This is a genomic window from Terrabacter sp. NPDC000476 (assembly GCF_040300125.1).
GTDB lineage: Bacteria > Actinomycetota > Actinomycetes > Actinomycetales > Dermatophilaceae > Terrabacter.
The window spans coordinates 895,588-908,656 of sequence record NZ_JBEPDF010000001.1 but is presented as its reverse complement, the minus strand read 5'-3'; the positions used below and the strand labels follow the sequence as shown (position 1 = coordinate 908,656).

The following is a 13,069-nucleotide window of genomic DNA, read 5'->3' as shown; positions in this document are numbered from 1 at the left end:
GGCGGCATGCGGACGGTCGTCATCGGCGGGACGGGACACATCGGCACCTACCTCGTGCCGGACCTCGTGCGTGCGGGTCACGACGTCGTCGTCGTGACCCGTGGGACGAGCCGGCCCTACCGGCCAGACCCGCTCTGGCAGGAGGTCGAACAGCGCCGGTGCGACCGCGCGGGCGCCGAGGCCGACGGGACCTTCGGGTCGTTCGTCGCCGGACTGCGAGCCGACGCCGTGGTCGACCTGACGTGCTTCACCCCCGAGCAGGCGCGCCAGCTCGTCGAGGCGCTCGACGGCCAGCACGTCGTGCAGACCGGGAGCGTGTGGTCCTACGGGCCGAGCACCCTCGTGCCGACGACCGAGGACGCGCCCAAGGAGCCGTACGGCGACTACGGCGTCGGCAAGCTCGCGGTCGAGACCTACCTGATGTCGCAGCAGCGGGTCCGCGCGAGCGTCGTGCACCCGGGCCACATCAGCGGCCCGGGCTGGATGCCGATCGGCCCCACCGGGAACGTCGACCCGGCCGTCATCGACCGGCTGCGCGCCGACGGCTCGTGCGTGCTGCCCGACCGGGGCGGCGAGACGATCCACCACGTCCACGCCGAGGACGTCGCCCGTTTGCACCAGGCGTGCCTCGAGCGGCCCGAGGCGGCGGCGGGGGAGAGCTTCAACAGCGTGTGCACCGAGGCGCTCACGCTCCGCGGCTACGCGGAGGTGCTCGCGCGGCACTTCGGCCACGAGCCGCGGCTGACCTTCCTGCCGTGGGCCGAGTTCGAGGGCACGCTGACGCCCGACCAGGCCGAGCTGACGATCGACCACCTCGCCCGGGCGCCGATGTTCTCGATGGACAAGGCGCGGCGGGTGCTCGGCTTCGTGCCGGCGCACGGCGTCGTCGACACCGTCGTCGAGGCGATAGACGAGTGGGTGTCGACCAACCGCCGCTGATCGAGTCAGGGCGGATCAGCCTGGCATGACGTCGATCTCGTCAGCTCGGGCTCGTCAGGTCCAGTCGCTGGCCGGGCTCGACCGGACGGATGCGGGTCGGGCCCGCCCCCGCTGCCGCACCGAGGAAGTCGCGCAGGGGTGAGCGGAACACGCCGTAGTCGGCGTGGTGGACCGGCACCGCCTGGGCCGGGCGGACGCGGCGGAGGAAGTCGACGCCCTGGACGGCATCCATGGTCACGGTGTGCAGCAGCACCCGGGTGCCGCCCAGGTGCATGACGGCCGTGTCGATCGCCGGGAACCGGATCCTGATCTCGTCGAGGTGGTTGCCCGTCAACGTGTCGCCGCTCAGGTACAGCCGGTGCCGCAGCTGACCGTCGACCCGGTGCTCGAGCACGGAGCCCATGACCGGCGGGAGCGCGGCGCGCAGCAGGCCGCGCGCGTGGATGCCAGGGACCGACGTGATCGTCAGCCGCTCGTCGCCGCGGGCGAGCTCGGTGGTCTGCCACGGGTCGAGGCCGCGCGTCGTGAAGCCCCAGCTGCTGAGCCGACCGGCCGCCTGCGGCGTCGTCACGACGGGCTGCTCGCGGGGCAGGTCGCGCCGCGCCACCCGGTCGAAGTGGTCGCCGTGCAGGTGCGAGAGCACGACGGCGTCGAGGGCGGGCAGGTCGGCGATCACGAGTGCCGGGTCGGTCAGGCGTCGTGACCACAGCCCCTTGCCGAGATAGGCCCGCTGACCGCGGTGCAGGAAGTTGGGGTCGGTGAGCAGGGTGAACGCCCCCAGCTGGAGCACGGTCGTCGCCGTGCCGACGAAGGTGAGGGCGGCTCGGGGCGTCCGTGTGCCGTCGCCCCCGGTCACGTCGGGTGCGCGTTCCGGCGTGGCTGCTGGTTCCCGGTCGGCGGGGTGCACGGAGCGTCCTCCCGTCAGCCCGCGCGGTGGGCCGGGACGTCGGTGGTCACGTCGGCAGCATCGCGCTCGTCGTCCATGCGTTCCCGCAGGTCGGCGAGCGTGCGCTTGAGCATCCTCGAGACCTGCATCTGGCTCGCGCCCAGCTCCTCGGCGATGTCGCGCTGCGTCGCCTCGTCGACGAAACGCAGGAGCAGCACCCGGCGGGTTCGGTCGTCGAGGTCACGCAGGGCTGCGGAGAGCGCGACGTGGTCGCAGACCTGCTCCAGCTCCGGGTCGGTGACGGCGACCGCCGCACCGAGCGAGGTCTCGTCCCCGCCCGCAGTCGGGGCGTCGATGGAGAGCGGACGGAAGCTCGAGTCGTTGGCGTCGGCCTCGGCCAACGCCTCCGTGGGCACGCCGAGCTGCTCGGCGAGCTCGGCGCGCGACGGCGTGTGCCCGAGCTCCTGCTCCAGCTGCTGCCGCTGGGTGCGGGCGGCGATCCGCAGCTCCTGCACGCGGCGTGACGGTCGCACCATCCACCCGTGGTCACGGAAGTGGCGCTTGAGCTCGCCGGCGATGGTCGGCACGGCGAACGCGGCGAAGGAGCCGCCGTTGCCGACGTCGAAGCGGCTGATCGCCTTGACGAGGGCGAGGCGTGCGACCTGCACGAGGTCCTCCTCCTCGATACCCTTGTTGACGTAGCGGCGGGCCATGCCGTCGCTCAAGGGGAGGTAGAGCTCGACGATCCGCTCGTCGATGGAGTGGACGAGCTCGGTCGGGGTCTGCAGGCGACGCTCGAAGAGCTCGCGCGTGAGGTCGTCGCGCTCCTGGTGGTCGACGTGCCGGTCGGGGTGTGCGGAAATTGCCATGGTCTGCTCCGTCCAGAGGACGGCAGAGTCGGCACGGTGTTTGGACCGCTCGGCGTGCTTCGACCCTCGCACACCGATGGGCTCCGCAACAGCCACGAAACGAAGACCTGGCCGTGCCCGGTGGGCGTCAGTCGCGCTCCCGCTCCTCGAGGACGAGCAGGGCGAGGGCGACCACCGGTATGCCGGCGCGGGCCGCCGCTTCCTCGAGCCGGCGACGCGTGGTGCGCCGGCTGACGCCGTGGGCCTCGGCGAGCACGGCCACCGCCGTCGCCACCGTCCGTTCGTCGGCGAGCACGCGCGGAGCGTCCGCCGCTGCGACCCTGCTCCGGAAGGTGAGGTCGGCGTTCGCCACCGCTGCCGGCGCCCAGGCGCCGACGGTGTCGGCCAGGGCGGCCCGGCACGCGTCGAAGGTGTCGCGCCGGCTGCCGTAGAGGCTGAGGTCACCGATGACCCGGTCGTCGTCGACGATGGGGAGGCAGAGGCTGCTCAGCACCCCGGGCGCTGCCTGTGCCTCCGCAGATCGCTGCCACGCGTCCTCGTCGAGCGGATCCTCGGAGAGACCGTCCGCCGCGCTCGCCGACTCGTGGGGCAGGGCCGGCTCGGTCGTGTCAGCCACGTAGGTCAGGGTGATGTCCCGATGGCTGAAGCTCAGGCTGAGCCCGACGAGACCCGGCACGATCGCCTCGGCGCGCTCCACGACGTCCTCGAGGTCGGCCACAGCCCGCTCGTCGCCCGCAGCGACGAGCGAGCCGAGGGCGTCGCGGGTGGCGGGCACGGGCTCCATGGTGCGCCCGTACCCGGGATCGGGCGTCTGAGCGCCCCCGCCTCGTCCCGGCCTGTCCCGGCTCGGGAGGTGGGTCTCAGCCCTGGCGCGCGGTCGTCGCCAGCCCCTCGAGGAAGTAGCGCTGGGCGAAGGCGAACACCACGATCATCGGCAGCGTCGCGACCAGCGTCGCGGCCATCGCGATCTCCCAGTGGTACTCGCCCGACAGTGCGAAGCCGTCGACGATCTGCTTGAGGCCGCGCGGCATCGTGAAGTACTCCTCCGTCTGGAGGTAGATGAGCGGCTTCAGCAGGTCCGACCAGCTCGCCTGCAGCTCGAAGATGAAGACGATGATGAGGGCCGGGCGGCACAGCGGCAGCGCGATCCGGCGGAACAGGCCCAGGTGGCTGCAGCCGTCGATGCGTGCCGCCTCGAACAGCTCGCGGGGGATGCCGAGGAAGAACTGGCGCATGAGGAAGATGTAGAACGCCGAGCCGAAGAGGTTGTTGGCCCAGAGCGGCACCTGGGTGTCGATGAGCCCGAGCTGGTGCCAGATCAGGTAGACGGGGATCATCGTCACGGCTCCGGGCAGCATCATCGTGGCGAGCACGAGTCCGAAGAGCGGTCCGCGGAGGCGGAAGCGGAAGTAGGCGAAGCCGAACGCGACGAAGGCGCTCGAGAACGTGACGGCGAGGGCCGCCATGACCGAGACGACGCCGGAGTTGAAGAGCCACCGCACGACGGGTCCCGCGTCCCACACCTCGACGAAGTTCGACCACTGGACGGTCTCGGGCACGAGCCGGTTGTCGAAGACCTGTGACTTCGGCTTGAGGGCGGCGCCGACGAGCCAGATGAGCGGGTAGGTGAAGGCGATGCTGGCCACGAGCAGCAGCAGCCACCGCAGGAGCGCCCCGGGGCCCAGCCTCCGGCGGCGGACGCCGGCGGGCGTGAGCGGCTCGTTGGCCGTCGGACGCTCGACCGCGGCGGGGTCGAGCGGCGGGTCGAGCGGGGGAGGGGTCGCCTTCGTGTCGACGCTCATCGGGTCGAGCCTCCCTCGTAGTAGACGAAGCGGTTGCCGATGCGCACCTGCACGACGGTGATGAGCAGGATGATGACGAAGAGCACCCACGCCATGGCCGAGGCGAAGCCCATCTTGAAGAACTCGAAGGCGTTCTGGAACAGGTAGACCATGTAGACGAGGGACTCGTCGGAGGCCGTGGCCTTCTGCTGCGGTCCGTAGAACATCGTGTACGCCTGGTCGAACATCTGCATCGCGGCGATCGTGTGCGTGATGACGGTGAAGAAGAGCGCGCCGGAGATCATCGGCAGCGTGATGCTGACGAAGCGGCGCACCGGCCCTGCGCCGTCGAGCAGGGCCGCCTCGTAGAGCTGGCGGGGCACGTTGTTGAGGGCTGCCAGGTAGATGATGATGCTGCCGCCGACGGTCCAGAGGCTGACGATCGCGAGCGACGGCTTGAGCCACGCGGGGTCCGTCGTCCAGTTGGGGCCGGTGAGGCCGAACCACCCGAGCACCTGGTTGAGCAGCCCCCGCTGGCCGTTGAGCAGGAGCAGGAACATCGCCCCCGCTGCGACGGCAGGGGTCATCACCGGAAGGTAGAAGACGGTGCGGAAGAAGCCGGCGGCCCGACCCACGCGGTGCAGCAGCACGGCGAGCCCGAGCGCGACGGCGGTGCCGAGCGGTACGAAGAGGGCGGCATACACGAACGTGTTGGCGAGGGACTTGCCCACACGCGGATCGTCAAGCAGCTGTTGGTAGTTCGCGGCGCCCACGGAATGGGCCGGCTCCACGAGGGAGTAGTCGGTGAAGGACAGCCAGAGGCTCGCCACCATCGGCCCCGCCGTGAAGACGAGGAAGCCGACGATCCACGGCGTGATGAAGACGTAGGCCGCCCGTGCCTCCCGGCGCTGCAGGCGTCCGGCCCGCAGCCGCTCAGCCATTGCCGTTCGCCTTGCTGAAGGCCGCCTCTGCCTCCTTCTGGGCCTGGTCGAGGGCTTCCTGCGCGGACTGGCCGCCGAGGGCGCGCGTCACGGCGCTGCGCCACGCGGCGTCGATCTCGGCCCCGGCCGGCGAGGGGTTGAGGGCCACCGCGGTGTCGAGCGTGGCGTAGAGGTTGTCGATGGCCCGCTTGAATCCCGGGTCGGGCACGTCGGTGAGGTACTTCGCGCGGATCTCCTCGTCGGCCGGCTTGTTCGCCGTGAAGAGCCCGGTGAAGAAGCTCTTGTCCTGCTTCACCTTCGCCATGCGCGCGTCGGCCGCCTTGAGCCACGTCGCCTTGTCGGTGAGCGTCTTGGCCCACGCGCAGGCGGCGGTCGCGTTCTTCGAGCCCTTGGGAATCGCCCAGGCGCTGCCACCGACCATGCTGACGGGCTTGCCCTCGTGGTCGGTGAAGGGCGTGCTGTCGAGCTCGAGGCCCTTGCCGAGGAAGTCCCGGAGCACGTTGACGTACCAGTTCTCCATGGGGAAGGCCACGACGGTGCCTGCCGACAGCGGGTTCTTCTCGCCGAAGATGTCGAAGGCGTCGCGGAACGACTTGAAGCTCGTCCAGCCGCCCTGGTCGTTCACCAGCCCGAGCGTGAAGTCGAGGGCCTCGACGGCCTTGGGGTCGTTGAGGTTCGGGGCACCGTCGTCCTTGACGATGGTGGCGCCGTTCGCCGTGGCCCACAGGGGGAAGTACTCCGGCAGCTTCGGGTCGAAGCCGATGCGCTGGAGCTTGGCGCCGTTCTTGGCGAACAGCTTCGCGGTCGTCGCCTTGAGGGCGGCCCAGTCCTTGGTCTGGATGGCACTCGTCGGGACGCCGGCCGTCTTGAGCGTCTTGGCGTCGACGAGGTTCGTCGTGACGACGTAGAACTCCGGGATGCCGTAGACCTTGCCACCGAGGGTCACCGACCGCATCGCGGCCTCGCGGTACTGGCTGGTGTCGATCCGCTGCTGCGCGATGCAGTCGTCGAGCGGCACGACGGCGCCCTTCTTGGCGTAGGTGCCGACGAGGTTGCGGTCCATGTAGACGAGGTCGGGCGGGTTGCCGCTGGCCAGCGCCGTCAGGAACTGCTGGGCGTCGAAGTCGCCCTTGGCGTTGCTGACCGTCACACCGGGATAGGCCTGCTTGAAGGCCGCCACCCGAGCCTGGCCCACCTCGTCCTCGCCGCCGAAGCCCATGATCTTGAGCGTTCCGGCGGGCGTCGCGCCGGCCGTGCCCGCGGCGGCGCCGCCGGCGTCGCCTCCCCCCACGCCCGCACACCCCGCGAGCAGCGTGGCGGTCGCCGCCACGATCACGAACCTGGATCGCATCATCGCCTCTCTCCCGGTGCGCCCTGTGCACCCTCGAGGGCAGAAGTACCCCTGCTCCTCCAGGAGAAACGCTTCTCGCGGAGGAGCCGGTGCCGGCCGCACGAGAACTGGGTAAGGGACCGTCACGAGCGCGACGAGAGGAGGCGCCATGGTCGATGGCACCGCCCGGAATACACCGGGGGAGCTCTCCGTCGCGGCTCGGCGGACGCTGCGCACGGCCCGGGCCTTCATGGAGACGAACGCGGCGGAGGCCGTCAGCCTCGACGACATCGCCGCCGCGGCCCACGTCACCGTCCGCTCCGTCCAGTACGCGTTCGCCGACGTCGGGTCCACTCCGCTCGCCTACCTGCGCCACGTGCGGATGGGACGCGCACACCTCGACCTCGTGGCAGGCAGCGTCGACCGTGGCGACAGCGTCACGGAGATCGCGATGGCGTGGCGATTCGGTCACCAGGGGCGGTTCGCGGCGGCCTACCGCGCGCGCTACGGCCTGCTTCCCAGCGCCACGCTCGCGCGACGCGCCTGAGCTCAGATCGGGTCGTCGATCGTTTCGTCCTCGGCGTGGACCAGCCCCACGAGGTCGAGGACGGACGCCGCCGGCGTGCCGCGAGGTGCCACGAGGGTGGGAGCCAGGTCGTGCACCGCCATGCGGTCACGGAGGTCGAACAGCACGCGCACGGCGGCGCTCGCCAGCAGGTCGACCCCCGACAGGTCCACCGTGAGCGGGTGGACACCGCCGCGGCTCGCGACCTCGAGCTCGTCGGCGAACCTCGGGGCCGTCATGCTGTCGAGGACACCGCTCACCCGCAGGCGGCGTGGGGGACCTGCGTCGACGACGAGGTCCAGCTCCGACTCGGGGCGTCGACCGCGGTCGGCGTCGGTGGCGGCGCTGCCCAGCGCCACCGCCCGGCTGAGCCCGTGGCGTAGGACCGCCCGGGTGCTGCCGTCGTGGTGCAGCTCGAGGCTGTCGGCCGCTCGGGACACGAGCCAGAGGCCCCGGCCCCTCGAGACGGACGGGTCGGGCGGCTCGCGCCACTCGCCGTCGTCCGCGACGACGAGCTGGAGCTCGCCGGTGGGCAGGAGCGCGCCGTCCAGGTGCACCGGGCCGGGGCCGTCGGGACGCGCGGGGTACGCGTGCTCGACCACGTTGGCGACGAGCTCGGTGACGGCGAGCTCGAGCACCTGCGTGTCGGGGCGCTCCGGCTCGATCTCGTGGATCCAGTCGAGCACGGCCGAGCGGGCGGCGCTGACGCTGGCGAGGTTCGCCGGCAGCTCGACGTGCAGGGCGGGGAGTCGGGGGCGCCGCTGGACGGCGACGGCCGTCACGTCGTCGTCGTAGCCGTTACGGGTGAGCAGCTCCACGCAGTCGCGCACGGTGCGCTCGGCGCCCGAGGTCGGGGCGTGCGCGGGCATGACCTGGTTGCGGAGCGCGTCGGCGGCGGTGCGGGCCAGCCGCTCGAGCCCGAGCGGCAGTGGCTGCCCGCGCTGCTCGACGAGCCCGTCGGTGTAGAGCAGCAGGAGGTCGTCCGGGCCGAGGCGGTCGGGCCGCACGGCCACCTCGGGTCCGGTGCCGAGAGGGGCCCCGCCGGTGGGTGTGAAGAAACGCGTGCTGCCGTCAGGGCTGACGACGAGCGGCGGCGGGTGGCCGCAGGTGGCGTACTCGAGGCGCCCGTCCGCGGGATCGAGGACCACGGCGCAGACCGTCGCAGCGCGCAGGGTCGACGTGCTCCCGGCGAGCCCGTCGACCCAGTCGAGCGACTGCACGAGGTCTCCGGTGTGGGCCAGGACGGCGCCCAGCACCGCCCGCAGCTGCCCCATGGCCGCCGACGCCGCCACACCGTGACCCACGACGTCGCCCACCACGACGGCGAGCCGGCCGTCCGCGAGCGGGATGGCGTCGAACCAGTCGCCGCCGGCCGCCTGGTCCTGCGACGCCACGAGGTAGCGTGCGGCGAGGTCGACGCCGTCGATGACGGGCACGCTGTGGGGGAGCAGCGCGTTCTGCAGCTGCGTGACGACGTCGCGGGCGGCGGCATACCGCTGCTCGGCCTCGGCGGCGCGCGTCTGGGCGGACAGCCGCTCACGCACCCGGTCGGTGACGTCCGAGACGACGATGAAGACCCCGTCGGCCGGCCCCGGGGAGGCGTCGCCCGCGTCCGTGGCGCCCGAGGGGCCCTCGGCGTCCGTGGCGCTCCCGGTGTCGTGCCAGGGGGAGAGCGTGAAGTCGATGTAGAGCTCGTCCGGGGTGCTCGACCCGTTCCGCTCGATCTGCACACGCCACTCGCGGGCCACCGTCGGCTGCCCCGTCTGCAGCACGGACAGCGTGAGGTCGTAGAGCTGTTGGCTCACGACCTCGGGGAAGACCTCGGTGAACGTCCTGCCGATGAAGTCGGTGCGGCCCGCCATCGCTCGATAGGCGGCGTTGGCTGCGACGAAACGCAGGTCGGAGCCGCGCAGCGCCGTCTGCGCGACCGGGTTCGCCTCGAAGGCACGGCGCACGAGCTCCGCCTCGCCCACCCGGCGCGCGAGCTCCGCGTCATCGGGGTCCATCGCACCACCATAGGCAGCCCTGCCGCCGGCGCGTGGGCTGTGCGCGAGCACGGCAGGAACGAGCCGCGCGAGAGGGGCGGGACGCCGCGGCGAACGTAGACTCCGGAGGGAAGGCCCCAACCACGACCGACGGTCGACCCCTCGCAGTGACCGGTCCGGCGTCGAGGAAGGAAGCTGACGCGATGAGCAGCCCGGAACCACAGCCCGTGTGGGTCGATACGAACCGACACCGCTCGATGGGCACGGCGGACCTCGCCCTCGAGTTCGTCGAGCTGAACAGCTATCTGCATGCCGGTGGCGACCAGGAGTCGGCGCTCCAGCGCCTCATCGACCTGGCCGTCACGGCGATCGATGGGTGCGAGTGGGCGGGCCTGACCGCCTGGCCGCAACAGGGACGTCCCTACAGCCTCGCGTGCTCCGACGACGTCGCGGCGAGCGTCGACGGGATCCAGCACGAGCTGCAGGACGGGCCGTGCCTGCGGGCCGCGGACGCCACGATGCCCGTCCGCGTCGAGGACGTCACCGCCGACCGTCGCTGGCCGATCTTCTGCGAGGCGGTGGCGGCGCGCACCCCCGTGCGCAGCGTGCTCGCCTTCCCCATCCAGGAGCGCCCGGTCCGCGCGGCGCTCAACCTCTACAGCGGACAGCGGTGCGCCTTCGGGGCGGAGACCCAGGCCGGCGTCGCGCTCTTCGCCGCGCACGCCCGCATCCTGCTCATGCACGCCGCACAGGCCGACAAGGCCGCGAACCTCCACCGGGCGCTGGGCACCAGCCGTCAGATCGGCGAGGCCATCGGCATCCTCATGGGCATCCACAAGCTGTCCGAGGCGCAGGCCTTCGAGCAGCTGCGAGCATCGAGCCAGCACCTCAACCGGAAGCTCGCCGAGATCGCCGAGCACGTCACGATGACCGGCGACCTCCCGGAGCGCTAGCCCGACCAGCACGGCCGCGGCGCCCCATCCTCCGCAGCCGGTGCGACCTCAGGAGACGACGGCGTCGATGGCCTTCTTCATCGCGCTCGGCTGCTCCGGTCGTCGCGGCGCCCGCTCCCGGGCAGCCAGCAGCTCCTCGCCGAGCTCCTGCAGCGCCTTGCGGCCCAGGCCCTCGCGCACCTTGGGGAACCAGTCCTGCTCCTCCTCGTCCATGTGGTGCTCGACGTTCTCGATGAGCACCGTGGTCTTGGCGTCGAAGCGCTCGTCGGTCGCGTCCATGGTCGAGAGCTCGAGGCAGAGCACGTCGGCGACGTGGTGCTCCTCGTAGGACTCGAGCACGTCGTCCTCGAGGTCGGGCAGCAGCTCGCGCACGCGGGGGTACATCACCTCGTTCTCGATGTAGGTGTGCACCGTCAGCAGCTCGAGGATCGTGTCGACGACGCCCTGCTTCTGCACCGGCGTCTGGCCCTGCTTGCGGAAGGCGCGGAACTGCTTGCGCACCTCCTGGTGGTCCTGCTTGAGCAGGACGATGGCATCCGTGGACATGTGGCTCTCCTGACGTCGGGGCCGCCCACAACTCGCAGGCGGCGCGTGGCCTCCCCCTACCCACTCGCCGCAGCCACGACCGTCGTCCGGCAGCGCCCGGCCGCGCACTCCTGGAGCGACGCCGCCGGGGTTTCCCGCTCCGGCCCTGGGGTATGTTCCGGGCACTCCACCCCGAGAGGACATCGTGACCCCGGATGCCGTCGTCATCGGTAGCGGGCCCAACGGGCTCGTCGCCGCCAACCTCCTCGCCGACGCCGGCTGGTCGGTCGTCGTGCTCGAGGAGCAGGACCGGCCCGGCGGCGCGGTGTGGAGCGACGAGTCGGTCGCGCCCGGTCACGTCCACGACACCTTCAGCTCGTTCTACCCTCTCGCCGCGGGATCGCCGACGGTGCAGGCCCTGCACCTCGAGCAGCACGGGCTCGAGTGGTCGAGGGCCCCGTCGGTGCTCGGCCACGCCTTCCCCGACGGGCGCTGGGCGGTGCTCCACGACGACCGCAACGACACCGCGAGTGCGCTCGACGCCGACGCGCCCGGTGACGGACAGGCCTGGCTCGACCTCTGCGCGACCTGGGACCGGGTCGGCGACGACCTCGTCCGCTGCCTCCTCAGCCCGTTCCCTCCGGTGCGTGGCGGCGCGGGCATGGCGCTGCAGCTGACCCGCGCGGGCGGCCTGGGGCTCGTGCGCGAGCTGCTCATGCCGGCCCGGTCGCTCACCGAGCACCGGTTCCGCGGGGAGGGCGCGCGGATGCTCGTCGCCGGCAACGCCGGCCACGCCGACATCCCCCTCGAGTCGCCCGGCTCGGCCGTCATGGGTCTCCTCCTCGCCATGCTCGGGCAGACCGTGGGCTTCCCGGTGCCCCGGGGAGGGGCGGCCGCGCTGAGCGGTGCGATGGTGCGGCGGCTCGAGTCCCTGGGCGGGGAGGTGCGGCTCGGCGAGCGTGTCACCGAGGTGTGCGTGCGCTCCGGGCGCGCGGTCGCCGTGCGCACCTCGTCGGGTGAGGTCCCGGTCAGGCGCGCCGTGCTGGCGGACGTCTCCGCCCCGGCCCTCTTCGGGGGCCTGGTGGGATGGGACGCGCTGCCGACGAAGCTGCGCGACCGCATGTCGCGCTTCGAGTGGGACCCCTCGACCGTCAAGGTCGACTGGGCCCTGAGCTCACCCGTGCCCTGGTCGAACGCCCCCGACCGTGCGCCGGGAACCGTCCACGTCGCCGACTCGATGGATGACATGACCCTCGCCGGCGGGCAGGTGTCGGCCGGCCTCGTGCCCGAGCGACCCTTCCTCCTCGTCGGCCAGATGGGTGTCGCCGACCACACGAGGGTTCCGGACGGCGGCGAGGCTCTCTGGGCGTACACCCATGTGCCGCAACGGGTTCGGAGTGATGCCGCCGAGGGGCGTCACGGCGTGCGACCCGTGACCGGCAGCTGGGACGAGTCCGACCTCGAGGCCATGGCCGAGCGCGTCGAGCAGCGCATCGAGAGCCGCGCGCCCGGCTTCCGCGACCGCATCACCGCGCGTCGCGTGCTCGGTCCGCGTGAGCTCGAGGCGCTCGACAGCAACCTCGTCGGTGGGGCGGTCAACGGCGGCACGGCGGGCCTGCACCAGCAGCTCGTCTTCCGCCCCGTGGCCGGCACGGGGCGTGCCGAGACGCCGGTGCGGGGCCTCTACCTGGCATCCGCGTCGGCGCACCCGGGGGGCGGGGTGCACGGAGCCTGCGGGGCCAACGCCGCACGGGCCGCGTTGTGGCACCACCGAGCCCGACCACCATGGAGGAAGCAGTGAGCACGACGAAACGCGTCATCCGCGCCGAGCCGGAGTCGGTCTTCGACGTCCTCGCCAACGGCTGGAGCTACAGCCAGTGGGTGGTGGGCGCCTCACGGGTGCGGGCGGTCTCGGAGGACTGGCCGGCGGAGGGCACGCACATCCACCACTCGGTGGGTGCCTGGCCGATGCTCATCGACGACACCACCACCGTCGTCCGGTCGGAGCGACCTGATCTCCTCGAGCTCACGGTGCGCGCCTGGCCGACGGGCGAGGGGGTCGTGCGCATCTCGTGCCGGCCGGTTGCCGAGGGCACGGAGGTGACGATGGAGGAGGACGCGTCGGGAGGCCCGGCCCAGCTCGTGCCGAAGCCGGTGCGCGACGTCGTGCTCGACCGCCGCAACCGCGAGTCGTTGCGCCGCCTGGCCCTGCTCGCCGAGAAGGCCCACGACGACGAGGACCACCGGGCCTGAGTCGCCCGACCCGCCCCGGGCATCGGGCGATCAAGGGTCGGC

Annotated in this window: 13 protein-coding genes; 5 read left to right on the top strand and 8 right to left on the bottom strand. The window is 72.1% G+C overall.

The window, feature by feature from the left end:
* Nucleotides 1–6 precede the first annotated feature (6 nt).
* Nucleotides 7–939 (top strand): NAD-dependent epimerase/dehydratase family protein, encoded by a 933-nt coding sequence (locus tag ABT295_RS04195; protein ID WP_352393153.1) that lies wholly within the window; start codon nucleotides 7–9, stop codon nucleotides 937–939.
* A 40-nt stretch (nucleotides 940–979) separates the two neighbouring features.
* On the opposite strand, the gene ABT295_RS04190 is transcribed toward ABT295_RS04195, so the two are convergent.
* The 6 genes from ABT295_RS04190 to ABT295_RS04165 all read right to left on the bottom strand — a co-directional run bounded on the left by ABT295_RS04190 (nucleotide 980) and on the right by ABT295_RS04165 (nucleotide 6,746).
* Complete coding sequence (locus ABT295_RS04190) at nucleotides 980–1,846, bottom strand: MBL fold metallo-hydrolase (protein WP_352393152.1); 867 nt, start codon at nucleotides 1,844–1,846, stop codon at nucleotides 980–982.
* Nucleotides 1,847–1,860: 14 nt separating this feature from the next.
* On the bottom strand, nucleotides 1,861–2,694 hold the full coding sequence (locus ABT295_RS04185) for a SigB/SigF/SigG family RNA polymerase sigma factor (protein ID WP_352393151.1): 834 nt from the start codon (nucleotides 2,692–2,694) through the stop codon (nucleotides 1,861–1,863).
* 127 nt (nucleotides 2,695–2,821) lie between these two features.
* Entirely contained in the window at nucleotides 2,822–3,469 is a 648-nt protein-coding gene (locus ABT295_RS04180; protein WP_352393150.1) for a GAF domain-containing protein, read from the bottom strand.
* 85 nt (nucleotides 3,470–3,554) lie between these two features.
* A complete protein-coding gene (locus tag ABT295_RS04175; RefSeq protein ID WP_352393149.1) occupies nucleotides 3,555–4,496 on the bottom strand; it encodes a carbohydrate ABC transporter permease in 942 nt (313 codons plus the stop codon).
* A complete protein-coding gene (locus tag ABT295_RS04170) occupies nucleotides 4,493–5,416 on the bottom strand; it encodes a carbohydrate ABC transporter permease (RefSeq protein WP_352393148.1) in 924 nt (307 codons plus the stop codon). Before ABT295_RS04170 ends, ABT295_RS04175 begins: the two co-directional genes overlap by 4 nt.
* The gene (locus ABT295_RS04165) at nucleotides 5,409–6,746 is read right to left on the bottom strand and encodes an extracellular solute-binding protein (protein WP_352393147.1); all 1,338 of its coding nucleotides are present in this window, start codon (nucleotides 6,744–6,746) and stop codon (nucleotides 5,409–5,411) included. Before ABT295_RS04165 ends, ABT295_RS04170 begins: the two co-directional genes overlap by 8 nt.
* Nucleotides 6,747–6,915: 169 nt before the next feature.
* On the opposite strand from ABT295_RS04165, the gene ABT295_RS04160 reads away from it, so the two are divergent.
* Nucleotides 6,916–7,293 (top strand): helix-turn-helix transcriptional regulator, encoded by a 378-nt coding sequence (locus ABT295_RS04160; RefSeq protein WP_352393146.1) that lies wholly within the window; start codon nucleotides 6,916–6,918, stop codon nucleotides 7,291–7,293.
* A gap of 2 nt (nucleotides 7,294–7,295) precedes the next feature.
* On the opposite strand, the gene ABT295_RS04155 is transcribed toward ABT295_RS04160, so the two are convergent.
* A complete protein-coding gene (locus ABT295_RS04155; protein ID WP_352393145.1) occupies nucleotides 7,296–9,317 on the bottom strand; it encodes a SpoIIE family protein phosphatase in 2,022 nt (673 codons plus the stop codon).
* Nucleotides 9,318–9,499: 182 nt separating this feature from the next.
* On the opposite strand from ABT295_RS04155, the gene ABT295_RS04150 reads away from it, so the two are divergent.
* A complete protein-coding gene (locus ABT295_RS04150) occupies nucleotides 9,500–10,249 on the top strand; it encodes a GAF and ANTAR domain-containing protein (RefSeq protein WP_352393144.1) in 750 nt (249 codons plus the stop codon).
* A 48-nt stretch (nucleotides 10,250–10,297) separates the two neighbouring features.
* On the opposite strand, the gene ABT295_RS04145 is transcribed toward ABT295_RS04150, so the two are convergent.
* Nucleotides 10,298–10,795, bottom strand: coding sequence for a hemerythrin domain-containing protein (locus ABT295_RS04145; protein ID WP_352393143.1), 498 nt, complete (start codon nucleotides 10,793–10,795; stop codon nucleotides 10,298–10,300).
* A gap of 184 nt (nucleotides 10,796–10,979) precedes the next feature.
* Between ABT295_RS04145 and ABT295_RS04140 the strand changes: the two genes are divergently transcribed.
* Together ABT295_RS04140 and ABT295_RS04135 are read left to right on the top strand one after the other, a co-directional pair.
* Nucleotides 10,980–12,575 (top strand): phytoene desaturase family protein, encoded by a 1,596-nt coding sequence (locus ABT295_RS04140; RefSeq protein WP_352393142.1) that lies wholly within the window; start codon nucleotides 10,980–10,982, stop codon nucleotides 12,573–12,575.
* On the top strand, nucleotides 12,572–13,027 hold the full coding sequence (locus ABT295_RS04135; protein ID WP_352393141.1) for an SRPBCC family protein: 456 nt from the start codon (nucleotides 12,572–12,574) through the stop codon (nucleotides 13,025–13,027). The genes ABT295_RS04140 and ABT295_RS04135 overlap by 4 nt, the downstream gene beginning before the upstream one ends.
* Nucleotides 13,028–13,069: the final 42 nt, after the last annotated feature.